General features: G+C 55.0%; 19 protein-coding genes. 6 read left to right on the forward strand and 13 right to left on the reverse strand.

Translation table 11 applies throughout. The annotated features are described in order from the left end of the window. Positions 1–10: 10 nt before the first annotated feature. Positions 11–1,981 (reverse strand): acyltransferase family protein, encoded by a 1,971-nt coding sequence (locus tag CFELI_RS08020; protein WP_277103580.1) that lies wholly within the window; start codon positions 1,979–1,981, stop codon positions 11–13. A gap of 140 nt (positions 1,982–2,121) precedes the next feature. Here CFELI_RS08020 and CFELI_RS08025 point away from each other — a divergent pair, with 140 nt between their 5' ends. Next, a complete protein-coding gene (locus tag CFELI_RS08025; RefSeq protein WP_290258962.1) occupies positions 2,122–2,253 on the forward strand; it encodes a hypothetical protein in 132 nt (43 codons plus the stop codon). A gap of 188 nt (positions 2,254–2,441) precedes the next feature. Beyond that, on the forward strand, positions 2,442–3,185 hold the full coding sequence (gene yaaA / locus CFELI_RS08030) for a peroxide stress protein YaaA (RefSeq protein WP_277103578.1): 744 nt from the start codon (positions 2,442–2,444) through the stop codon (positions 3,183–3,185). 97 nt (positions 3,186–3,282) lie between these two features. Here yaaA and cobA read toward each other — a convergent pair whose 3' ends face one another. Next, entirely contained in the window at positions 3,283–4,038 is a 756-nt protein-coding gene (gene cobA, locus CFELI_RS08035; RefSeq protein ID WP_277103577.1) for a uroporphyrinogen-III C-methyltransferase, read from the reverse strand. A gap of 34 nt (positions 4,039–4,072) precedes the next feature. On the opposite strand from cobA, the gene CFELI_RS08040 reads away from it, so the two are divergent. Then, positions 4,073–5,422, forward strand: coding sequence for a protein adenylyltransferase SelO (locus CFELI_RS08040; RefSeq protein ID WP_277103576.1), 1,350 nt, complete (start codon positions 4,073–4,075; stop codon positions 5,420–5,422). Positions 5,423–5,679: 257 nt separating this feature from the next. Here the strand turns inward: CFELI_RS08040 and CFELI_RS08045 are convergent, their stop codons facing one another. From CFELI_RS08045 to mqo, 5 genes are all read right to left on the reverse strand, one after another. Next, a complete protein-coding gene (locus CFELI_RS08045) occupies positions 5,680–7,056 on the reverse strand; it encodes a cobyrinic acid a,c-diamide synthase CobB (RefSeq protein WP_277103575.1) in 1,377 nt (458 codons plus the stop codon). 69 nt (positions 7,057–7,125) lie between these two features. After that, positions 7,126–7,746, reverse strand: a complete 621-nt coding sequence (gene cobO / locus CFELI_RS08050; RefSeq protein WP_277103574.1) for a cob(I)yrinic acid a,c-diamide adenosyltransferase — start codon at positions 7,744–7,746, stop codon at positions 7,126–7,128. 48 nt (positions 7,747–7,794) lie between these two features. After that, on the reverse strand, positions 7,795–8,610 hold the full coding sequence (locus CFELI_RS08055; protein WP_277103620.1) for a vWA domain-containing protein: 816 nt from the start codon (positions 8,608–8,610) through the stop codon (positions 7,795–7,797). Beyond that, the gene (locus CFELI_RS08060; RefSeq protein WP_277103573.1) at positions 8,540–9,622 is read right to left on the reverse strand and encodes an AAA family ATPase; all 1,083 of its coding nucleotides are present in this window, start codon (positions 9,620–9,622) and stop codon (positions 8,540–8,542) included. The genes CFELI_RS08055 and CFELI_RS08060 overlap by 71 nt, the downstream gene beginning before the upstream one ends. Positions 9,623–9,809: 187 nt before the next feature. Beyond that, positions 9,810–11,306, reverse strand: a complete 1,497-nt coding sequence (mqo, locus tag CFELI_RS08065; protein ID WP_277103572.1) for a malate dehydrogenase (quinone) — start codon at positions 11,304–11,306, stop codon at positions 9,810–9,812. A gap of 786 nt (positions 11,307–12,092) precedes the next feature. Here mqo and CFELI_RS08070 point away from each other — a divergent pair. The 3 genes from CFELI_RS08070 to CFELI_RS08080 all read left to right on the forward strand — a co-directional run bounded on the left by CFELI_RS08070 (position 12,093) and on the right by CFELI_RS08080 (position 15,762). Continuing rightward, the gene (locus CFELI_RS08070) at positions 12,093–13,109 is read left to right on the forward strand and encodes an alpha/beta hydrolase (RefSeq protein ID WP_277103571.1); all 1,017 of its coding nucleotides are present in this window, start codon (positions 12,093–12,095) and stop codon (positions 13,107–13,109) included. 173 nt (positions 13,110–13,282) lie between these two features. After that, positions 13,283–14,665 (forward strand): mycothione reductase, encoded by a 1,383-nt coding sequence (gene mtr, locus CFELI_RS08075; RefSeq protein ID WP_277103570.1) that lies wholly within the window; start codon positions 13,283–13,285, stop codon positions 14,663–14,665. A 326-nt stretch (positions 14,666–14,991) separates the two neighbouring features. After that, positions 14,992–15,762: a hypothetical protein gene (locus CFELI_RS08080; protein WP_277103569.1), complete on the forward strand. Its 771-nt coding sequence runs from the start codon at positions 14,992–14,994 to the stop codon at positions 15,760–15,762. An 87-nt stretch (positions 15,763–15,849) separates the two neighbouring features. Here CFELI_RS08080 and CFELI_RS08085 read toward each other — a convergent pair whose 3' ends face one another. The 6 genes from CFELI_RS08085 to CFELI_RS08110 form a co-directional block, all read right to left on the reverse strand. Next, on the reverse strand, positions 15,850–17,310 hold the full coding sequence (locus CFELI_RS08085; protein ID WP_277103568.1) for a cobyric acid synthase: 1,461 nt from the start codon (positions 17,308–17,310) through the stop codon (positions 15,850–15,852). 264 nt (positions 17,311–17,574) lie between these two features. Continuing rightward, on the reverse strand, positions 17,575–18,444 hold the full coding sequence (gene map, locus CFELI_RS08090; RefSeq protein ID WP_277103567.1) for a type I methionyl aminopeptidase: 870 nt from the start codon (positions 18,442–18,444) through the stop codon (positions 17,575–17,577). Between the two features lie 101 nt (positions 18,445–18,545). Continuing rightward, positions 18,546–18,908: a hypothetical protein gene (locus CFELI_RS08095; RefSeq protein ID WP_277103566.1), complete on the reverse strand. Its 363-nt coding sequence runs from the start codon at positions 18,906–18,908 to the stop codon at positions 18,546–18,548. Positions 18,909–19,067: 159 nt separating this feature from the next. Continuing rightward, the gene (locus CFELI_RS08100) at positions 19,068–20,906 is read right to left on the reverse strand and encodes a penicillin-binding transpeptidase domain-containing protein (RefSeq protein ID WP_374724736.1); all 1,839 of its coding nucleotides are present in this window, start codon (positions 20,904–20,906) and stop codon (positions 19,068–19,070) included. Between the two features lie 17 nt (positions 20,907–20,923). Beyond that, on the reverse strand, positions 20,924–21,373 hold the full coding sequence (locus CFELI_RS08105) for a hypothetical protein (RefSeq protein ID WP_277103565.1): 450 nt from the start codon (positions 21,371–21,373) through the stop codon (positions 20,924–20,926). Positions 21,374–21,502: 129 nt separating this feature from the next. Continuing rightward, a complete protein-coding gene (locus CFELI_RS08110; protein WP_277103564.1) occupies positions 21,503–21,937 on the reverse strand; it encodes a hypothetical protein in 435 nt (144 codons plus the stop codon). Positions 21,938–22,505: the final 568 nt, after the last annotated feature.

The following is a 22,505-nucleotide window of genomic DNA, read 5'->3' on the forward strand; positions in this document are numbered from 1 at the left end:
TTCTCCCGATTTAAGAAACACACCCTTCAATAGGCGTCTTGCGGTGATTAGCCCACTGCTTGAGCGCCAATTGGATACTCTCAGCATACTTATTCACGCCCTTCTCATTCGGGTGAATCAGATCTGAATGCAGAATTGATGAATCCTTCGACGCGAAAGCGCACCAGTTTGCCACATACACGTTCGGGTACTTCTTAACAGCCTCTCTAATGTTTTTATGCGAACCAGGAATCCACGAACGATCGCCAAACGGCATGATGAGCACCACCACACGTTTAGTACCAATAATGTTCATGGATGTTTCCAAGGCCGACAAGCTCAGCTCTGCGTTAGTCCCGAAACCCAAAACGACGAACGGGTCGAGAACCCCGGCGTCGTTAAGCTGCTGCAGAATCTGCGGTGCCGCAAGCAAGTTGCGTGACACCGCCGCATCCACGTAAATGCCGTCAAACTGCTTTTCCAGCGCAGGCTTGGAACCTAACATCACCGAATCACCGATCGCAGTAATCTGCGAACCCTTCGGCAACAGCTGCGGACCATTCTTCGCCGTTGCCACATCATCAGAGTCAGCGGCGGGAATGGCCGTAATCGGCGGAAGCTTCCGTGCCGCAGCGATCGCTTCGAGCTCCTTCTCAAGCTGCGTCTGCTTCGGTGAGCGCAGCATCGCCACCGACGCCAACACAAGCGCAACGATCATCACCATGCCCAGCAACTTACGACGAGCCTGCGGAAGCGAACGCCACACGGACGCATACCCGCGCCTGCGCACGGGTGTCTCCACCCACATGTAGCTGAGATGCGCGAGCGGAAAGCTGATCACGCAGGACACAGCGCCAATCAGCCACCCGTCCCAGCCCCACTGCCAACGATGCACCAACTGTGCACACACAACAAACACGGGCCAGTGCCACAGATACAGGGAAAATGAACGCTCACCAATCCACCGCAAAGCAGCAGCCGACATGATGGAATGCGCTGGGCCGACTTCGCGCACAACAGTCACCAACAACGCCGCGGTCAAGAAGGAAGCCAACAGCAACCCGCCACGGTAGGTAAATACTGCGGTGTCGGGGACGAAGCCCACCATCACCAACAAGCCCAGCAGTGCGACCACACCCAAGGTTGGGGTGAGACGGGAAAAAACCGACGACTTCGCCGGCCAAGAATCAGCATGCTCATCCTGATCAGTAGTGGTCAGCCACAATGCCACAGATACACCAATGAGCAGACCAAAGGAGTGCGTATCAGTGCCGTAGTACACGCGCGTGGGATCAGCTGCCGGATCATACATCCACAGCATTGCTGCAAACGACCCCGCGCCGACAAACAGCACGACGAGCTTCAGCGCTGCGTTAATTCCCCGTGCCGCCCACGCAACAACCACAAAAATCAATGGCCAGAGCACATAAAACTGCTCCTCAACGGCAAGCGACCAATAGTGGGCAAAAATTTGCACCCCGGAATCAGCAAAGTAACTTTGACTGCCAGCAATCTGGACCCAGTTGTTGGCAAAAAATAAGGTGCCAAAGAACTGGCTGCCCAGTTTCACACTGGGATCACCACCGACGAGCCCAGAAACCGCGGTACCTATAACAAGCACGACCACTGCGGCGGGCAGGATGCGTCTGATGCGCCGAACCCAGAATTGTTTGAGGTTGACCCGACCAAAGACGCTGTGCTCGCGGATCAGCAAGGAGGTAATAAGAAAGCCGGACAACACGAAGAACATGTCCACACCGAGGAATCCGCCGGGGGCGAAATCGCCAAAATAGTGGTACAGCACCACCACGAGCACGGCAAGACCACGCAACCCATCGATCGCGGGGACTCGTCGAATCCGATACCGCTTCGGTGTGACTACCTGCGACTGCGCCCCCTGGTTTCCGGCTGGATGCTCACGCGTTGCTACCGCCGCAGTTTCTGCTGTGTCCACCTGCACAGGTGTGACCAAATCTGCTTGTACGGTCGTGGGGTTATTCACGCAACGCTCCTTAACTGGTTAGCACCAACAGATTCAACGCACAGTGGAAACCCGCATCTGGTGCGTGGTCGCCTTGCCATACAGTACACATGTTGGGCGATCTTCGGCAGGCCTTTATTCATCATTGATGCGGGTTGTGCATGCATGATGGCTGGTTTCGGGCGCACTGCCAGCATGTGATCGGCGATTGCGGCACTGGTTCTGCGCGTGCTGAGCGTGTGTTTGTGTGCGCGGCGTTGAATCAAGCCATCTGGCTGTTTCATGCGCCTTGATTGTTCTGTTTGCGTTGTACCCACGAGTACTAAGAATCCCCACTTAGAAGTTTTTGCTTGTGACGCATCTTGTTCGTCACGTTCTTCACTAGCCTAGTCCAGTTCCCGCCAGCCCCTGAATTATCAGTCGCAGTTAAGTGATTCATTATTTTCGTGGTGTGTGCTCTGTGCGTTGTAAGTTGTACGTTATGTTGATCATCCTCCCCCCTTCCGAAACGAAAGCACATGGCGGCTTAGAAGCCCCGCTCGATTTTGACACGTTAAGCTTCCCATCGCTTAACCCAGTCCGGCGCAGCATCGCTGCAGATCTTGCCGCGCTCGATGTGGATCAGGCACTTGACGTTCTTGGGATTTCGGAGAAGTTGCGCGCAGAGGCTGAGTCGAATCGTGCACTTTTTTCTTCCCCCACAATGCCTGCGATTCTGCGTTTTACAGGGGTGCTTTACGACGCCCTCGATGCGCACTCTTTATCGCGCGATGCGTGGTCACGTCTTGCTGTGGGCGACGCGCTGTTCGGGATTGTGATGGCCACCGATCTCATCCCTCATTATCGACTCTCGGGTGGCACAAAGCTGCCGGAACACAACTCCACCGCTACTGCTCCGACGATGAAGAAGCGTTGGGGCAAAGCGATCACGGAGGCGCTGAGCGCCTATGAGGGTTTGATTATCGACATGCGTTCTGGCACCTACCAGCAATTGGGCAAGATTGCCGATGCTGTGACTATTCGCGTGGAATCCGTTCAGCCAGACGGTAGCCGAAAGGTAGTCAGCCACTTTAATAAGCACTACAAGGGCATCCTAGCCCGTGTACTTGCCGAATCACCTGTGGAAGCACACACGATTGACGATCTCTGCACCATTGCAACGCAGGCGGGTCTAGTGATTGAACACAACGGAACCCGTGAACTCACGCTCGTTGTCACCCCCTAGGTGTGCACAGCCTACGAGAGTGAGCACCATCGCAACCTGGTGCACGAAAAATGCAACGCGCCTTAGCTGAGTGCTCAAGGCGCGTGTTTTTCATCATTTAGCTGGTGCAAAACGCAGCAACTTCCCCGATGATATACACAGCAGGGGGTTGAATGCTGTTGGCGTCCATCACATCAGCAAGCGTTTCCAGCGTCGCTGGGAACGTGCGCTGAGTCTCGGTGCTGCCTTCCTGGATCACGGCGGCAGGTGTGTGTGCAGCAAGTCCGGCGTCGATAAGCGCGAGAGTGATCGCACGCGCATTTTTCACACCCATGATCACTGCCAGTGTTCCACCAGTGCGGGCAAGTGCTGGCCAATTATTCAAGCTGTGGGGATGATCAGGGGGAAGATGCCCGGAAATAATGGTGAAGTTGTGGACGACACCACGCTGCGTAACCGGAATCCCAGCAAGCGCGGGAACCGAAATTGCGCTGGTCACACCCGGAATAACCTCGGCGGGGATACCGTGTTCGGCGAGGTATTGAAGCTCCTCGAAGCCGCGGCCGAAAACATAGGGGTCGCCGCCTTTGAGCCGCACAACCTTTTTACCCGCTTGGGCATGAGCGAGCAGCAGTTCGTTGATCTTTTCTTGAGCAACTTGTTTGCCGTAGGGCAGCTTTGACACGTCGATGACTTCTTTAGTGTGCAGGTCGCAGAGTCGATCGAGTTCGGGTGTGGGGCCAAGGTGGTCGGCAAGGATCACGTCGGCGTCTTTGAGCCGGTTGAGGCCGCGCAGTGTGATGAGGTCCCAGGCGCCGGGGCCACCGCCAACGAGGGCGACGGGGGTTGCCGGTGCGTCAAAGCTGTCAGTCATGGTGTTTAAGCATAGTCACAGCTACAGTGAAGTAATGAAGCGAGAGTCAGAGTTTGCAACGCACCTTCCATTTTTGTGTCAGCACTGGAGCCCAGCGCAGTTTCCTGAGCTGCGGGAAGAGTTTTTCGCAACAGATGTAGCATCCGACCTTCGGTTGACTCCTGGACAGGTTGCTGATTTTCTTTCCCAACCCGGCTGGGCGATGGCGTATTCGGGGCATCAGTTTGGCCAGTTTTTGCCAATGCTTGGCGACGGCCGCGCGCTGCTTGCCGCTGAGGTGACACACACAGACGGCACGCTCATCGACGTCCACCTCAAGGGGTCAGGCCGCACCCCCTTTTCCCGTGGCGGGGATGGGAAAGCCCCGCTGGCACCGATGTGGCGTGAAGTGATTTATTCTTTAGCATTGCACCATCTTCAGATACCGACCACCAGGGCACTTGCGGTGTATTCCACCGGTGAGAAAATTCAGCGGCAACTTCCTGAAAACGGTGCTGTCTTGGTGCGCACAGCTGCGAGTCACATCAGGGTAGGCACCTTCCAATTCGCTGCCCGCCAAGGCGAGGACAACGTCCGTGCCTTGTGCGACTACGCAATTGCACGCCACTACCCAGGGTTGAACTATCAGGAGTTTTTCCAGGCGGTGGTGCGCGCGCAGATGCGAACTGTGGCGCAGTGGATGCGCTTCGGGTTTGTCCACGGTGTGATGAACACGGATAACACCACGATTTCGGGGGAAACGATTGATTTCGGCCCCTGCGCTTTCACCGATACATATAATCCGCAGGCGGTGTTTTCTTCCATTGATACTCAAGGTCGCTATCAGTTTGGGAACCAGCCTGCGATTGTAGGCTGGAATCTAGCCCGTTTGGCCGAATGCCTCCTGCCCTTGATTGGTATGGAATTTGCACAAAAAGAAATGAATAATTTTGGTGCCAACTACCATGACGTGTGGATGGATGAGCTTGCACAGGCATTGGGGATCAGCCACGCCGATCCAGCACTATCTGCTGAAGTATCTTCTGATTGGATCGCATTTTTACACCACTCCCAGTTGGATATCACCACATCGATGCGTGCACTCAGCGAGAATAAGGAGGTCAACGCCGGTGCTTTCGCTTTAGAATTCGATGCCTGGCGCCTACGCTGGGAAAGCCTTAACCCCAATAAGGAACTTATGCGTGGAATCAACCCCGTGTATATTCCGCGCAATCACATGGTTGAACATGCTTTGGAGCAGTATGTTCGGCATCAGGACCGCGATCTGTTAGACCAGCTGATTAAAGTCGTATGCAATCCCTACCAGCGCAACCCGAACTGGGTGGAGTTTGAGCAACCTACTCCCGAAGAGTTCGGGCCGCATCGCACTTTCTGTGGGACTTAAACTTCTACGGCAGGCCCGTGCCCGAGGCAAGGGATACGTATGAGTTAGAGATAGAGCGACTGCTACCTGTAAAATCGCAGGTCAATTTTTGCCTGCGTCGCTGAAACTCTAACTATTATTTTTGAATTAATCCATAGACATTAATAGGTTCACAATTTCTGGGGAGGGGGGTACCCCCTCCCCACAGTTCTTCAACTCAACCCCAACCTTCTGCTTATCTCCAGTCTTCTTTGCTGCGCGTGTGCGTAAAACCGGCTTTAAGCCAGCACGGCACGATCACCGACACACGCGCGAACGAAACGTTCAATAGCATGCGGTGCTGCAGCAGGGTGAATATGAAGGTAAGAGGCGTGAACCGTGGGGGAAACAAAGCCTTCGAGCTTCTTTGCCCCATCCCAGCCCCGCCAACCCCATGCAGTATCAAAACCATTAACGGTTTCTTCCGTGAGCGCTGTGTGGTGGAATTCATGCCCTGTGATGCGTTCGCCCACGCGGTATAACACGCTATCGGTTAACGCCACCGCCTCGCGATACCCCAAGGTCAGCCTGCGCCCCATCGCGGCATGAGTGCCGATGATTCCGAGCATAGGGTGTGCATCGAGGCTGGACAGAAGCCACAATAATCCAGCGCATTCGCCATGAATTGGCTTGCCCGCACTAACGTGTGCTGTGATCGCTTCGCGCAGATCGGCACGCGCCGAAAGCTTTTCCACATGCTCTTCTGGGAAACCACCAGGGATGATCAGACCATCGCAGGCAGGGAATGGGTCGCGTAGCGGATCGAAGCGAAGCACCTTCGCTCCTGCTGCTTCGAGGAGTTCTTGGTGCTCAGCGTACGCGAAGCTAAAGGCTGGGCCACCGGCAATGGCAACGGTGGGATTTCCCTCCACACGGTGCAGTTGCTGCTTCGGGTCCCACTCAGGCCCCGTGTAGCTGCAGCGTGCGAGCGCGCACACCATGTCCATATCGATGTGGCGTTCAATGAGATCTGCCATCATGGCAACTGCTTCGACTGCTTGGGCACCGCGTTCTGCTGCCGTGATCAATCCGAGGTGACGGGAAGGGACTTCCACCTTATCTTGACGTGGAATCGCTCCCACCACGGGAATTCCTTCAGCTTCGATGGCTTCGCGGCACACTTGTTCATGGCGCGCAGTGCCCACCATATTGATGATCGCACCGGCTACCCGCACTCCTTCGCGGGCGGTGGCAAATCCCTTAACAAGTGCGCCTGCTGATTGGCTCATGCCGCGCACATCCACCACGAGGATGACTGGTAGCCCGAGTTGCTGGGCGATATCGGCGGTCGAGCCGGCACCGTCGGAAATGCGGCCGTCGAAAAGCCCCATGACACCCTCAACCACCGCGATATCGGCCCCGCGGGAGCCGTGGGCATAAAGCGGGCCGATCAGGTCGGGGCCGCACATCACAGAATCGAGATTTCGCCCCACCCGACCAGCGGCTAATGTGTGGTAACCGGGGTCAATATAGTCGGGGCCAACTTTAAAGGGGGCAACGTTCATGCGCCGAGCTAAAGCTGCGATGAGCCCCGTGGCGATGGTGGTTTTACCAGTGCCAGATGCGGTAGCAGCAATGCACAAGCCCGGTGTAGCGGGGGTGGGCGAGGAAGTCATAGAAACTACACTACGGTGTGCCCAGCCCCTTGAGGAAAGATGAAAATCGACCCCATTAAGCGGTGGTGGTTACCATTCAATACCCTTTTGGCCTTTGCGGCCTGCATCCATGGGGTGCTTAATCTTGGTCATTTCAGTGACAAGGTCTGTGACCTCGATAAGCTTGGGGTCAGCGTCGCGCCCTGTCATCACAATGTGCTGTTTGCCGGGTCGGTTTTTCAAAGTGTCGACAACATCGTCCACATCGATCCATCCCCACTTAATGGGGTAGGTGAATTCGTCAAGGATATACATGTCGTGTGCTTGCGCATTGATGCGGCGTTTGATTTCCTGCCAGCCTTCAGCGGCATCGCGGGCGTGATCTTCCTCCGTTCCCGCTTTCTTCGACCAGGACCAGCCCTCCCCCATTTTGTGCCATTCCACAGCTCCACCTTCGCCGGTTAATTCGTGTAACTGATTCAGGCGTTTAAAAACGGCTTCTTCGCCCACTTTCCATTTCGCGGATTTCACGAACTGGAACACTCCAATATTCATCCCTTGGTTCCACGCACGCAGCCCCATGCCAAAGGCTGCGGTAGATTTCCCTTTACCTTCCCCCGTGTGCACGGCGGTAATGGGGAGCATGCGACGCTGTCTTGTGGTCAGGCCATCGTCGGGGATGTTGGCTGGATCTACTTGTCCTCGAGGCATCAGTGTGTTCTCCTTTGTGCAGGTTTTTTCATAGTCTAATCCAGCCCTTTAGAATGCGCTGATGATTCCGGTCACCGCATCAGCGTTGAGCTCGGCAACCTCAACACAGGGCGCACCGAGATTGTGCGCAAGCTCTTTGGCAAGCCCTAGTTTGATGCGCGCGGTGTTTTCACAATCGATTACCACTGCTGCGGTGAGTCCGCGACGTGCGATTGTGTCCGCGACTTGACGCAGGTGCTGCACCCCAGATTTGCCGGTGGCGCGACCGTCCGAGAGCACTACCATGATGGCGCGGCGGCCCGGCTCGCGGCGGTGTTCGCGTTCGATCACCTCATGGGCAAGCTGCAGCCCTTCGGGCAATGGAGTCCGTCCCCCAGTCTTGACTTGGTTGAGTCGCCGGTGTGCGATGTCGATGGAGGAGGTGGGCGGCAGCAGCAACTCCGGCTGGCTGCCCCGCACGCTGATCACCGCAACACGATCGCGGCGCTGGTAGGCGTCGCCAAGCAAGGCGTGCACAGCACCTGTGACTGCGGACAGGCGATCACGCGCAGCCATTGATCCGGAGGCATCAACAACAAACACGATCAGGTTCGATTCTTTGCCGCGCCGCACCGCGCCACGCACATCTTCAGGCTGGAACTTGACGCACCCGTTCTCAATGCGCGCACCTCGGTCGGCGGCGGCACGCAGCGTGCCCACAAGGTGAAATCCGTGCCCCGTTGTGCTCGCACGCACCGCCGACCCCACCCGGGTATACGCCGCTTGACGACGCCCCGGTGCTGCCTCCTGTACGTTACGGCCGCTGCGGCGCAGCTGACGAACCTGGAAAGGGGGCGCCTTGATCGGCACCGCCCACCTCCCCATCCGCATCAGGTTCATTCTCAGGCTCTGGCTGCGGGGAGTCTGAGAATTCCGGCTCTTGAGGGGCGGGCTCATTCTCAGGTTCAGGGTGCTGCTGTTGCGCATCCTCCATCACCTCATCGAGCTGCTGCTCATCCAAACCCGGCTCATCGAAAGGGTTGCGGCGCTTGCGGTGCGGCAACGCCAATTCCGCAGCCACGCGAATATCTTCATCTTCCACCGTGCTGCGCTGCTGCCATGCTGCATGCGCACTCGCGGTACGTGCGATCACCAGATCCGCACGCATACCATCCACCTCAAATGCGGCGCACACGTGGGCTATGCGCTCAAGCGCGGTATCGCTGAGCTCAACCTTCGGCAGCAACTGTTGGGCATGAGAGATACGCTGCGCAATCTCCTCATCCTGTGTAACCCACGATTCACTAAACTGCTGCGGGTTAGCTTCGAACGCTAATCGACGGCGGATAATCTCCGCACGAACCGCCACATCTTTCGACGCCGCAACATCGACCGACAAACCAAAACGATCGAGCAGCTGTGGTCGCAACTCCCCTTCCTCAGGATTCATGGTGCCCACCAATACGAAATTGGCGTCGGCGGAATGGGAAATACCATCGCGTTCAATCGTGACCTTGCCGGTTGCTGCCGCATCGAGGAGCGCATCCACGAGGTGATCGGCTAACAAATTCACTTCATCCACATATAAAACGCCACCATTAGCTTCGGCAAGAAGCCCCGGTCGATAGGTGGCTTTGCCGGTGGTCAAAACGGTTTCAAGGTCAAGTGCGCCAACCACACGGTCTTCTGTGGCGCCAATGGGAAGATTCACCAAAGGAGCACCGCCCAGCAGCTTGGCAAAAGCACGCACTGTCGTTGTTTTCGCGGTTCCTTTCTCGCCCCTAATCACCACACCACTGATGCGCGGGGAGATCGCGGTGAGGATCAAAGCCAGTTGAAGTCGCTCCTGACCTACCACTGCGGAGAAGGGAAATGACGTTGTTTGAGTGTTTCGCACAAACACAACCTTTCACGAAAACGGATGCAAAATCCTCATTGTAGGCGCCATGTGGCTGGGCCTACACTTTACAGGGGGTAGCTGAGGCAAAACCCCCGAACCACAACCTGAGATTAACGTCAAGCGGTGGTGCGGGGGTATCAACTCGTGATGCGGACAGTATTCTTCATGACCGCAGGTATACGCTTTAGTTCAGTTTGAGCACGTCTTGGGTGTAATCCCACATTTCGGTGAACAGCTTCTTGTCGGTAGCAAGCTTCACGCCGTAGGACGGCATCATTTCCTTGATCTTGTCGCCCCACTCCACCATGTGGTCACCGAAGCAACGCTCCAGAACCTCAATCATGGCAGCTGGCGCAATGGACGCACCTGGGGACGCACCCAGCAGGCCCGCGATGGAACCATCGTTGTGGCTAATCAAGGTGGTACCGAACTCCAAGGAGCCGAAGGATGGGCCAACAACGGGGCGGATGACCTGCACGCGCTGGCCTGCGGTCACAAGCTCCCAGTCCTCATCCTTGGCGTTGGGCATGTACTCGCGCAAGGATTCCATCTTGGCGTTCTGATCCTTCAGCAGCTCGGTCACGAGGTACTTGGTCAGACCCAACTCCTTGACGCCAACGCTGAGCAGGGAAGCAACGTTGGTGACCTTCACGGACTTGAGCAGATCGAACCAGGAGCCCTGCTTTAAGAACTTCGGGGTCCAGCCAGCGTATGGGCCAAACAGCAGACCCTTTTCGCCGTCGATAATGCGGGTGTCGAGGTGTGGAACCGACATTGGGGGCGCGCCCACAGATGCCTTACCATAGACCTTCGCGGAGTGACGCTCCACAATTTCTGGGTTGGTGCAGCGCAGCCACTGACCGGACACTGGGAAACCACCGAAACCACGAATCTCAGGAATGCCCGCTTTCTGCAGCAGTGGCAAAGCCATGCCACCTGCACCGACGAAGACGAAGTTTGCGCGGAAGACGGAGACATCCCCGGTGTGGCGATTCTTCACGGTCAGCTTCCACTTCTTGCCGTCGCGACGAATCTTCACCACTTCTTGGCCGTAACGAATCTCAGTGCCCTCAGTCTGCGCGTCAGCGAGGAACTGCTTAGTTAGTGCACCGTAGTTAATGTCAGTACCGCTGTCGATCCACGAAATGGCAACCTTGTCTGTTGCCGCACGACCCTCGCCCATCAGTGGAAGCATTTCATCAAAGCGGGCGCGATCCTCCGTGAATTCCATCCCGGGGAACAGTGGGTGGTTCGACAGTGCGTTAAAGCGCTTGCGCAGGTACTCAACCTGATCTTCACCCTGACCGAAGGAGACGTGAGGAACTGGGTTAATGAACTCGCGTGGGTCCGACAAAACCCCCTGCTTTACCTGATATGCCCAGAACTGACGGGATATCTGGAACTTCTCATTAACATCGATGGCCTTGCTAATTTCAATGCGTCCATTGACTTCAGGCGTGTAGTTGAGCTCACACAGTGCCGAGTGGCCAGTACCTGCATTGTTCCACGGGGAGGAGGATTCCTCTGCTGGTGCGTCGAGGCGCTCGAACACCACCTGTGACCAATTTGGCTCTAGGGTTCGTAGCATTGCACCCAAGGTTGCGCTCATCACACCCGCACCGATGAGGGCTACATCTACCTCATCAGAAACGATTTTCGCGTTGGTCGTGGAATCTGACATTTCAAACTTCCCTTAAATTATTTTCCCGCTTTGTTTCCCTCCACACCGGCACGGAAATTGCCGCGTGCGAGGCTTCAGAAAGTTCCACGTTCTCGCCCAAAACTCAAAGCCCCAAACGACATCCGCACAATTCACGTGTGAGGGGGTACCGATTAAAGCCAAGTAGCTTTGAGTGGAAAGGCAACTTTAAAAAGGCGTGAACAAATCACACCGTTAGCGTTAGAGTGTACGCCTGTTTCAATCGGGGGTACTAAAATCGGCGAACTTCTTTGTCATTAATTCCACCACTGTGACAAACCTGCTGGTCAACTACCCCAGCCCATTACCCCCAAATGGCTGAAATGCTGTACACACCCCTGCATAGTCATCCCCAATCAACTACACCCGTGATCCTCATAACCCTGACAGTTTCAACGCCGAGAATGCAATTTTTCACCACCATCGCACCCCCACCATCGCACCCCGAACGCCGCATTCAGGCACCATTAGCCCACCAACCCCAGCAGAGCTCACATGTGCATGCACGAACTATCCCCACAGCACCACATAAGCAAGATCCCCACCTCACCACATATGCAAGATCCCCACACCACCACAAAAACGAGAAGCTTTTTACCTCCATAAGAAAAACCACCGCTAATTCATAGACAACACACAAGGATTCCAGCAGAAGTTGGCACGGCTTTATCCGTCTTGAGTTTCACCACAAAACTATATCTGACGTGGTTATATAAGGACTTACTTGGTTTTCCTATACTGTCGGATTCACAGCTACACTTGTGATTCATGAATCACAATAATCAGCACTCCCCTCTTCACTTGTCCGAAGCCGACTGGCAGCCAGACATGCTGGGCGAAGATTTTGAAATGCTCTCACTCGATCTTGGGCCCGACCCTGATGGGGAAACTGATATTCGCACAACCATCGTTCGGCACCTGCCAAGCAGTAAAGATGGCTCAAGGCCAGCCATTATTTATGTCCACGGCATGACGGACTACTTTTTCCACCGCCACGTTGCCGAATACTTCGCCGATCACGGCTACACCGTCTACGGAGTAGATCTTCGCAAGTGCGGGCGATCCCGCACCGAAGGCCAAACATGGCACTTTATTTCCGATATCGACCTGTACAACCGCGACCTCGATCGCATCGCCCAACTCATTGCCACCCAGCACGATTCACTGATCTTCATGGGTCATTCCACCGGTGGCCTGATCGCGGTGGAATGGATGGACTATATTCGTCGCACTAATCCCTCCCTGCACCGCAAATTCCACGCTGTGGTACTGAATTCCCCGTGGTTCGATATAATGGCACCGGCATTGGTGGTCAAAGCAATGACACCCATCGTGAATCTTGTGGGCAAGAAACGCCCGAAGACGGTAATGCGTGCCGGCAATTTGGGTACCTACGGCACCACGTTACATGTGTCCCATCACGGGGAATGGGATTTCGACCTTGAAATGAAACCCCTGGGTGGCTGCGAGAAGCACTACGGTTGGATGCGTGCTGTAGTCAAGTGCCAGAAGCGTTTACACCGCCACGAGTTTGACTGTGGTGTTCCGGTGCTCACCTTGTGCTCTGACAAGTCGCGGCTCGCCAAGCCCTATAGCCCAGAATCGCATGTGTCAGACACTGTGTTGGATGTGCACCAGATTAAGAAGTGGGCTCCTTTTACCGCCCAAGATGTCACAATCATTCAAATTCCTGACGGCATGCACGACCTCTTCTTATCTACCGAACCCGTGCGTAATCATGCGCTAGATGTTGCAGCGCATTGGCTTAACACCAAGTGTTCATAACACCAGTTGGGGCATACAAGTACATGTGCGGTTGCTTTCTTAGGCATGCTTTCCATTACACTTTTTTCGACCCCTCCGCACCACCGCTGTGTGCCCCACAGGCACCACTGTGGGGCATGCGGGACTTCATGAATATTCGCATTTATAAGGTATAGAAAGAATCTCTCCTGATTATGACTGTTTCGGCACATTACGATCTCATTATCATCGGCACGGGTTCAGGCAACTCGATTCCTGGGCCTGAATTTGATGACAAGAAGATTGCCATCATTGAAAAGGGCACCTTCGGTGGCACCTGCTTAAATGTCGGTTGCATCCCGACTAAGATGTTTGTGTACGCATCGGAGATTGCTCACGTTGTGCGCACCTCTGAAAAGTACGGGATCACGTCCAAATTCCTTGGCGTTGATTGGCCCTCAATTGTTAGCCGCGTATTTGATGCGCGCATCGACCCCATTGCGCGTGGCGGTGAGGCTTATCGCCGTGGCGATGAAACACCAAATATTGATGTGTACGACGGCCACGCTAGCTTCGTTGCACCTAAAACTATCAAAACTGCTCAAGGCGAGCAGGAAAAAATTATTACGGGTGATCAGATTATTATCGCCGCTGGTGCGCGCCCGCAAATCCCCAGCCAGGTCCTTGAGTCCGGGGTGAAGTACTACACCAACGAAAATATTATGCGCCTCGAGCAACTACCAGAGTCCATGGTTGTGCTCGGTGGTGGTTTTATCGCGCTTGAGTTCGCCCACGTATTTTCTTCCCTCGGCGTGAAGGTGACCTTGATCAATCGTTCCCCGCGCCTGCTGCGCACCTTGGATGCGGATATTTCGCAGCGCATTACTGAGCTGACAGCACAGGCAATGGATACCCGGTTGGGCGTGAACATCACCACGTTGGAGCAAACCGACGCCGGTGTGTCGATCACCCTCGATAATGGTGAGACTGCCTCTGGCGAGGTCTTGTTGGTTGCTACCGGCCGTATACCAAACGGGGATCAGCTGAATCTTGAAGCTGCGGGTATCGCCATGGATGGTGCGCGGGTGAAAGTCGACGAGTTTGGTCGCACGACCGCTGAAGGCGTGTGGGCGTGTGGTGATGTATCTTCCCCCTACCAGTTAAAGCATGTTGCTAATGCTGAGGCGCGCGCGGTGCGTCACAATCTGCTTCACCCTGATGATTTAGTTGCCATGCCTCATGAGCATGTGCCAGCAGCTGTGTTTACACAGCCACAGATTGCGACAGTGGGTCTGACTCAACAGCAGGCTGAGGAGCAAGGTTTTGATATCACTGTCAAGATTCAACACTATGGTGATGTTGCTTATGGTTGGGCGATGGAAGATACCGAGCATTTTGTGAAGTTGATTGCAGATCGTGGAACCGGCACGTTGTTGGGCGCGCATTTTATTGGCCCACAGGCTGCAACACTGATCCAGCAGCTAATCACGGTGATGGCGTTTGATTTGGACGTGCGCACGTTGGCGCGTGGCCAGTATTGGATTCACCCTGCTCTCACTGAGTTGACGGAAAACGCTTTGCTCGGTTTGGAGTTTTAGCCAACCTCAAGCTGAAGTTCAGTTCAACCGTTTCTTTTCCAGGGTTTAGCCTGTTCACAGCTTTTTCTTTCTGGGCGGTGTCGGTGCTTGTGCGCCTGCGCCGCCCACTTTTATGGTTGGTGCGTGTTGGGCACAAACTGCGCTGTGTTGGTGGCGTAGATTTAATGGGGCACTTGCGATTGTTACCTCCTGCCGTTGCGTCTTGAAAAAGGTGTTGTCCTCACAGCGCTGTGGGCTTGGGGGGGTACTGTGGGTGTTTTTGCGTTTATTGTTGTGCCTTGTCCCTTGCCGTCTTTTACTTTGTGCAAAGTTCACCACTGTCTTTTATGTGTGCTCATCCTGATCCTGTTCAAAATTCTGGTTCCGCTTCCTCGCGGTGTGTTGCGCGTTCGGCCACTGTGAGTTTGGCTTCGGCTGTGGCTATTTATCTTGCTGTTTTTGCCAACTATTTGTTGGTATCGAGCCGAGCTTCGGCGTTGTTGTTGGCGCTGGGTGTGGCCTTGGGCGCTGCGACGTCGGTTGCTATGCTGCGTCACCCGTCGGATCAGAAATGGGCGCGGTGGATTAGCGTGTGCGGGGGTTTTGTCATTTTGCTGGTGGGTATAGTTCTTGCTTCAGCAAAGTTGAGTAATGCCACAGTGTTGAATGCATTAAGTATTGGGGCGGTATCCACTGCGATGCCGGTGGCGGCTGCCGCAGCTTTACTGGGCGGTTTGGCCCAGTTGCCAATTCGTTTCTTGCCTTGGGTAACGGCATTGGTGGGAGGAGCGTTGCTGGCTACGTGGGCAACATTGAATGACAGTTTGGTGCATGCAACAGTGATGAGCCTAGTAGGCGCGGTTCCGGTATCGCTTGCCGCTGCGGTGGCGTGCGTGTTCATCATGCGGGCGCAGGACAAGACAGTTGCTCATGTCTTTGCTGCTGGTTCATCTGGGGTGTTGTCTGTGGTGATGGCGGGTTTGGCCGCTACAGCTTTAACGGTGCTGCCACCGCTTCCTCATGCCTTGTTGTGGGGTGTGATGAGCGCAGCTGTCCTCGGCGTGGGGGCGGGGCTATTCTATCGGCCAACACACCCCACAGAAACCCCAGGGCTCTAGCATTTTCAGCATTCATGCTGAGTATCCTCAGCACTCATGCTTAGTTTCGTTAGCACTTATGACTAGTGTTTACACAGCTGATGGTTTTTACTCTGTGCTCGTGGTTGTGTAACCGACCTCGGCTAATAACTGGTCAAGATCCCATTCTTTTTCGATTACGTCGGCGATTAAGTCGAGTTGACGAAGCCTCTCCCCACTGAAACTGGTATTCGGGCTGCACACAAACCCTGTTTTTCCACTTAATTTCGCGATGTGTGACAGGAAGTCGCGGCGAAATTCATCATTTTCCAACTGTCCGTGGCGGTGAGTTCCAAACAGTGCGTTTGTGGTGCAGCCTTCCGCACCTATCCACGGTTGTTCGGCGTTTCGTGTGACTTGCCCGTGATGGACTTCGTAGGCCCCACCTGGGTGGCGGATGAGCGTTTTGGTGGGGCGGAAGGTGATGTCGGCGTCGAAAAGCTCCAGCCCACGCACAGGGTGAGTGCTGCCGGACTCCACTGGGTCGGTAATTGTTGTGCACATCATCTGAAAGCCGCCGCAAATGCCCAGGATCGGACGGTGTGTGGCGGCACGGTGAATCAGCGCCTCGGCAATGCCGGTGCTACGCAGCCATGCAAGGTCGCTGATGGTGGTTTTCGAGCCGGGGATGACAACAAGATCAGCTTCGGCAATATAGTCAGGGTCGACACTCCAGCTCACCGTCACCCCAGGTTCACAGGCGAGCGCTTCCACATCGGTGGCGTTGGATACCCGCGGCAGCCTGATGGCGGCAACCCGGATGCGTTGGCTGCCCAGCGCCGGTGTTGAGGGGCCGATGCTGCTGCCAATGGTGGATTGGAGGGAATCTTCAGCATCCACCCACAGCCCGTTAATGAAGGGCAGCACTGCTAAGGTGGGTACGCCGGTGCGCTGAAAAAGTTCGTCAAGGCCTGGGGTGAGAATGCGTGTGTCGCCACGGAATTTGTTCACGATAAAGCCGCGGATGCGGGCTTGATCCTGCGGATCGAGGATGTGGTAAGTGCCGAAGAAGTGAGCGAGCACTCCCCCACGATCGATATCCCCGACGAGGTAGACGGGAAGGTCTGCTGCTTCCGCTAGTCCCATGTTTGCAACATCGGTGGCGCGGAGGTTGATTTCCGCGGGTGAGCCTGCGCCCTCGCAGATAACAAGATCGTAGTCTTTTTCCAGCTCTGCTAGGGCTTGGGCTGCGACCTGTCGCAATTCGGTGCGGTGATGGATGTAGCTGCGTGCACTCACATCCCCAGTAGCTTTGCCATGAACAACGAGCTGGGAGCGCCGGTCTGAGCCGGGTTTGAGCAGGATGGGGTTGAAACGGGTGTCCGGTTCCAGCCCGCAGGCATAGGCTTGGAGTGCTTGGGCGCGGCCGATCTCACCACCATCGGCGGTGACGGCGGAGTTGTTGGACATATTTTGTGCTTTAAAGGGGGCAACGGCTATTCCGCGACGTGCGAAGGCGCGACAGAGTCCAGCCACAACAACGGACTTGCCGGCATCGGATGTACATCCAGCAACAAGAAATGCGACCATTATTCAGCTTTCTCTTTATACTTTGTCGATCAACCACACCTCTGCACCCCCAAGCGCGCTGAGGTTGCACTTCCCCGCTCCTAATGCCCCAAGCAGCACATTCCCGATACTCACTGCCCGCTGCGCCCGAGTATCCGCGCATCTGAGCGCCCTCAACCAACACGCCCGTCAACCCCCCAACCCTGGCGCACAACACGCGGTCGTGAGCGTGAAAAGGCCGTGGTTATGTGGGGGTGGTGATTGCGCGGTGCTGCGGAAGGCGGTTTAGTCCTCGTCGGGCAGGGTGAGGATTTCGTTGCCGCTGTCGGTGATCACGAGGGTGTGCTCAAACTGGGCGGTGAACTTTCGGTCTTTGTTCTGGACGGTCCAGCCGTCTTCCCAAATGGTGTAATCCAGCGATCCGAGGTTGATCATTGGCTCAATGGTTAAGGTCATTCCGGGTTCGAGGATGTCGGTGTACATGTCGGAATCGTAGTGCAGCACGACAAGTCCGTTGTGGAAGGTGGGGCCCACACCATGCCCGGTGAAGTCGCGCACAACGTTGTAGCCGAAGCGCTTGGCGTAGGATTCGATGACGCGGCCGATCACGTTGATTTGGCGGCCAGGTTTTGCTGCGCGGATGGCGCGCATGGTGGCTTCTTTGGTGCGTTCAACGAGGAGGCGGTGTTCTTCGCTGACGTTTCCGGCGAGGAAGGTTGCGTTGGTGTCGCCGTGTACTCCGTTTTTGTAGGCGGTGACGTCGATATTGACGATGTCGCCGTCTTCGATCACGGTGCTATCGGGGATGCCGTGGCAGATGATTTCGTTGAGCGACACACAGCAGGATTTCGGGAAACCTAGGTAGCCTAAGGTGGAGGGGTAGGCTCCGTGGTCGAGCATGTATTCGTGGGCAATGCGGTCGATTTCGTCTGTGGTGACCCCAGGTTGTACTGCTTTGCCTGCTTCTTTGAGTGCATTGGCGGCAATTTTGCCGGCTTCGCGCATGGCTTCGATGGTTTCGGGGGTTTGGATGAAGGGTTCGCCGTAGTTTTCGTGTACTTTTTTCTTCCACACATATTCGGGGCGTTCGATGTGTGGGGGGACTTCGCGGATGGGGGTTGGGGTTCCTGGAACCAGTGGGGTGCGTACAGACATGTTTTCTATCGTAGCGCGTCGGTGCAGCTACTTAAGAAGTGCACTCCTTTTGCTTGTCGACGCCCCCATCTACTCCCCTGTTACCAACTGCGTTGCTGCTGCTACACGATGTTTGCGAGTGCGCATAATCCCCAGAATCCGGCTGCCCCAGTAAGGAAGGGGGTAATGAGCAAAACACCGCATTGGCCGTTGGTGAGCTCTCCGGTTTTCCGTTTGAAGTAGTAGCTGAGCCAGAAGGTGGAGTTAAAGGCGATCAGGACGGTAATGGGGACGACTTGGCTGACAGCTTTATCCCCATTGCCCACGAGCATGTAGTAGATGTAGCCGAGTATGAATGGCACCGCACCAAATTCAATTCCTGTGAATTTACCCCACAGCGGGTAGCTGAGTTCAGTGCCTGTGTCGAACCTGCGTGTAGTTTTTGTTTCTATTGTTTGGCTTGTTCGTGGATTAGTTGTGCGCATCGTTGCCTCCTTTTCCCGTGCCCATCGCTGCACATCGCCTCCCATCACGGCGTAGCACTGCGCATGCCTACACACTTTATCTGTGTTTGTATATAAACATTTTCTACTATACGTGGATCACTGCTGGTACCGAAAGGGGGAGTCCGTGTTTTTTACACGCTAGGGTGCTGGTGGTGCGTGAAGTTCGTCGAGGCGACTGAAGAAGCGGTCGGTGATGGCCACGGCGGATTCGGATCCCCCGCCGAGAACGATGAGGGTGGCAAAGGCTATGTCGTCGCGGTATCCGGTGAACCAGGCGTGGGAGCCTTGGTTAATTTCGGCTTCACCGGTTTTGCCGAAGATTTTGCCGCCTGCTTTGATTCCGCTGGCGGTGCCGCCTGGTTCGGTGACAGCCCCCATCAGCGCCCGGAGTTGTTCGATGGTTTCTGGGCGCGGGGCGGGTGATTGTGCGCTCTGTTTTGTTTCAAAACCGCTGATCAGGGTGGGTGTTGGGGTGGAGCCGCGGGCTGCGGTTGCCGATACTAGTGCCATGCCGAAGGGGCTGACGAGGGTTAAACCCTGGCCGTAGCCTGCTTCGGTTTTATCTAATGCGGTCTCCCCTTCGGGGATTTGGCCGGTGATGGTGGAGAGTCCGGGAATTTCGTAGTCGATTCCAAGCCCGAATTCCGCGCCGATGCGTTTGAGTTCACCTTTGTCCAGGTGGGTGGAGATTTCGGCGAAGGTGGTGTTGCAGGATCGGGCGAAGGCTTGTTGGAGGGGGACGTTGCCGAGGCTGAAGCCGTTGTAGTTGGTTACGGTACGCCCGTAGAGGTTCATGGAGCCGGGGCAGGGCACGATGGAACCGGGGTTGAGGCCTTTGTCTTGGATTCCTGCGGCGGCGGTGATGATCTTGAAGGTGGAGCCTGGTGGGTAGAGGCCGGAGAGTGCGACGTCGCCTTGTTCGTCGGCTTTGTCGGTTTGGGCGACTGCGAGGATTTCGCCGGTGGATGCTTTCATGGCCACGATCATGGCTTGCATTTCAGCCCGCAGGTTCACGGCTTCTTCGGCTGCTTGTTGCACTTTGTGGTCGAGGCTGATGCGTACGGCGGGTGCGACTTTAGGTTCGTGGTAGACGATGTCGTCGATGAGTGCACCGTTGTCGGTGACAGCAGCGACTCGCCACCCGTTTGCCCCGTCGAGGCTGTCGTTGACGAGTCCTGCGACGCGGCTGATGATGTCGGGGGCGAAGGTGGGGTCGGTGCTGACCATGGCGGCTTCTTCGTTGAATCTGATTCCTGGTTTGCCGTCGAGTTGGGCTTTGACTTCCGCACCGGGGAGTTTGTCCACGGTGGTTACGGAGTAGATGCCGCGGGCTTTGTTTAAGTTTTCGGCGAGTTTTGTCGCGTCGATGGTGCGTACGTTGTCGTATTGTGTTTTTGCTTTTTCTAGGGCTGCGGCGATGGCGTAGGCGGTTCCTGTGCGGTCGCCTGTTTCGTTGAGGTCAACGAGGATGCGGTAGACGCTGCCGGGGACGAGAACTTCTGCCCCATCGGAGGAAATGACGCTGGCGCGTTGGGCGTTGATTGCGCGCAGTTCGAGGTGTTGGTTGGCGCCGAGTGTGGGGTGTAGTGCGGTGGGTTGCCAGCGGATGGACCATTGGTCGTTGATTTTGTTTAAGACCATGCGGGTTTCGTAGCTGAATTCGCGCTCTTTGGGGAGGTTCCAGGTGAGTTTGTAGGTGGCGGTGGCGATTGTTTCTTTGGTGTCGATGTCGAGGATTTCGGCGTTGACACTTTCAGCTTGCAGCCCTTCCCACGATTTGGTGAGCATGGCGGTGACTTGGGGTGGCTGGTCGGTGAATTGGGCGGCGTTGCCAAATTCTTGTTGCGTGAGTTGGGCGAAGAATTCTTCTACTACTGGTTTTGCTGATGCTGGTTTGGGTGTGCATGCTGTGAGCACAAGCATGCTTATCGACGCCGCCAACACCAGCGCAATTACCTGCAGCGAAGCTCTGTTCATGCAGCACAGACTAACACTTAGTGCCTTACGGATTTGGGAACCACACCGAATTTCGTTGAGCGAAATACACTCCCGTTGGGGAGTACGTTTCCTGTGCGTGAAAGGATGTGCACTCTCGTGCGGCTGGGTATCGGCAGTTCTGCTTCGTCTTCGTGGTGAATACACAAACGAGCGCTCAGTGTTGATGGGAAAGCATCAGGACAGTGAACATCCGTGCTGGTTTTGACCAGGGTGGCAAAACTGTACAGATCCCATTCATTGTCATTGAAGTTTGGAAAGCTGGCAGTTGTGAGTGCTTCTTGCAGTTCACTGAAGAGAATGCGAGACATGAGCTGTTCGGATTCTCTGGTGAAGTCTTCGGTTACCCACAGTATTTGCGCGGTATCCCTGAGGGAATCGACACGCTCATAGTAGTGTCTTTGTATTGTTTCAATATCCTTTTCGCGTGCGAGAACATACGTAGTCACTAGAGTTGCACATTCACTATCCATGATTTCACCCCTTGTTTCACAAGTACCAAATGACCCGTGGGTTATGCGGGCCCAAAAACGCTTAACCCCTTCCCTTTTTAAACACCAGTTTTTCCCTATCGGTTTTTAGCCCCCAATTCTTCCGTTGGGGAGCTTTTGCCCTGTTAAAGAAAGTTCCTGGAGCCGCGTCCAGCTAATAAAGGATCGTGCGTATTCTTCTTCGTCTGCCAAGCGAAGGTCGAACCACAAGCGTGAAACACTGGCGTCTGGCCCAGCAAGCTCTGCCACCGGTTCCACAATTGTGACAAAGCTATATAGTTCCCATTCCTGCTCATCTGCTGGTTCGAGACCAATGGCTCGTCGATCTTCGTTTAAGTCAACCAATAGATGTTCCTTGATGATGGGAATATCCTCGTGGGTGATATTTTCAGAAACCCACAGCACTTTTGTGAGTGCGCGTACTGCATCAACCCGTTCAATATAGCGCTGCTGAGCAGCGAGGAGATTTTCTTCGCGCTCAATAAAATAGGTGGTGACGAGCGTGGCAAATTCCGATGTCATAAACCGTTCATCCTTGTATCATACGCACCAGAAAAATAGTATTTGCTTTGCGCCTGACAATGGCGCTTACCAACATTGAAACCGAATTTACGTAAATATAAATCCGCTCCCCACTTCGCAGGGCTCCCATCCCTTTACAAGCGGTTTTCTTCCACTATCTCATGCAGTGAGGTTTTCTCACCAGTAAAATGCATCTACTCAGAGTTATCACCTAAGGAATGCAGAGTCGCCTTAAGAATGAGCGAAGTTTCTAGGTATGACGCAAGGCGAAAGCATACCTATGAATACATGGGGATTGATTCAAAATTACTGATTCGACTTTCAGCCAACCGGGCAAAAATTGACCTGCGGTTTTACATGTAGCACTTGCTCTATGTCGAATTAATATTTCTCTTACCCATCACAAGCACTACACAGCCAGGAAAAGTGCGGTGTTTTGATGATAGTCACGCCCCACCCACCAAACCCTCAACGCTTTTGCTCATATTGGATGAGCTCACTGATGTGCGCCATGTCGAGACTACGGCAGAAAAATTCCCCCTCCTCTCACCTTTTCTCACACAATAAT

This window comes from Corynebacterium felinum (genome assembly GCF_030408755.1).
Classification (GTDB): Bacteria; Actinomycetota; Actinomycetes; order Mycobacteriales; family Mycobacteriaceae; genus Corynebacterium; species Corynebacterium felinum.

Bases quoted from the DNA above. Each gene is read 5' to 3' on its own strand.
- cobA (WP_277103577.1), bottom strand. From the start codon at position 4,038: ATGACTGACAGCTTTGACGCACCGGCAACCCCCGTCGCCCTCGTTGGC.
- CFELI_RS08040 (WP_277103576.1), top strand. From the start codon at position 4,073: ATGAAGCGAGAGTCAGAGTTTGCAACGCACCTTCCATTTTTGTGTCAG.
- CFELI_RS08100 (WP_374724736.1), bottom strand. From the start codon at position 20,906: ATGAACAGAGCTTCGCTGCAGGTAATTGCGCTGGTGTTGGCGGCGTCG.
- CFELI_RS08045 (WP_277103575.1), bottom strand. From the start codon at position 7,056: ATGACTTCCTCGCCCACCCCCGCTACACCGGGCTTGTGCATTGCTGCT.
- CFELI_RS08085 (WP_277103568.1), bottom strand. From the start codon at position 17,310: ATGGTCGCATTTCTTGTTGCTGGATGTACATCCGATGCCGGCAAGTCC.
- CFELI_RS08095 (WP_277103566.1), bottom strand. From the start codon at position 18,908: ATGCGCACAACTAATCCACGAACAAGCCAAACAATAGAAACAAAAACT.
- CFELI_RS08025 (WP_290258962.1), top strand. From the start codon at position 2,122: ATGCATGATGGCTGGTTTCGGGCGCACTGCCAGCATGTGATCGGCGAT.
- CFELI_RS08055 (WP_277103620.1), bottom strand. From the start codon at position 8,610: ATGGGGAGGTGGGCGGTGCCGATCAAGGCGCCCCCTTTCCAGGTTCGT.
- map (WP_277103567.1), bottom strand. From the start codon at position 18,444: ATGTCTGTACGCACCCCACTGGTTCCAGGAACCCCAACCCCCATCCGC.
- yaaA (WP_277103578.1), top strand. From the start codon at position 2,442: ATGTTGATCATCCTCCCCCCTTCCGAAACGAAAGCACATGGCGGCTTA.
- mqo (WP_277103572.1), bottom strand. From the start codon at position 11,306: ATGTCAGATTCCACGACCAACGCGAAAATCGTTTCTGATGAGGTAGAT.
- cobO (WP_277103574.1), bottom strand. From the start codon at position 7,746: ATGCCTCGAGGACAAGTAGATCCAGCCAACATCCCCGACGATGGCCTG.
- mtr (WP_277103570.1), top strand. From the start codon at position 13,283: ATGACTGTTTCGGCACATTACGATCTCATTATCATCGGCACGGGTTCA.
- CFELI_RS08110 (WP_277103564.1), bottom strand. From the start codon at position 21,937: ATGACATCGGAATTTGCCACGCTCGTCACCACCTATTTTATTGAGCGC.
- CFELI_RS08080 (WP_277103569.1), top strand. From the start codon at position 14,992: ATGTGTGCTCATCCTGATCCTGTTCAAAATTCTGGTTCCGCTTCCTCG.
- CFELI_RS08070 (WP_277103571.1), top strand. From the start codon at position 12,093: ATGAATCACAATAATCAGCACTCCCCTCTTCACTTGTCCGAAGCCGAC.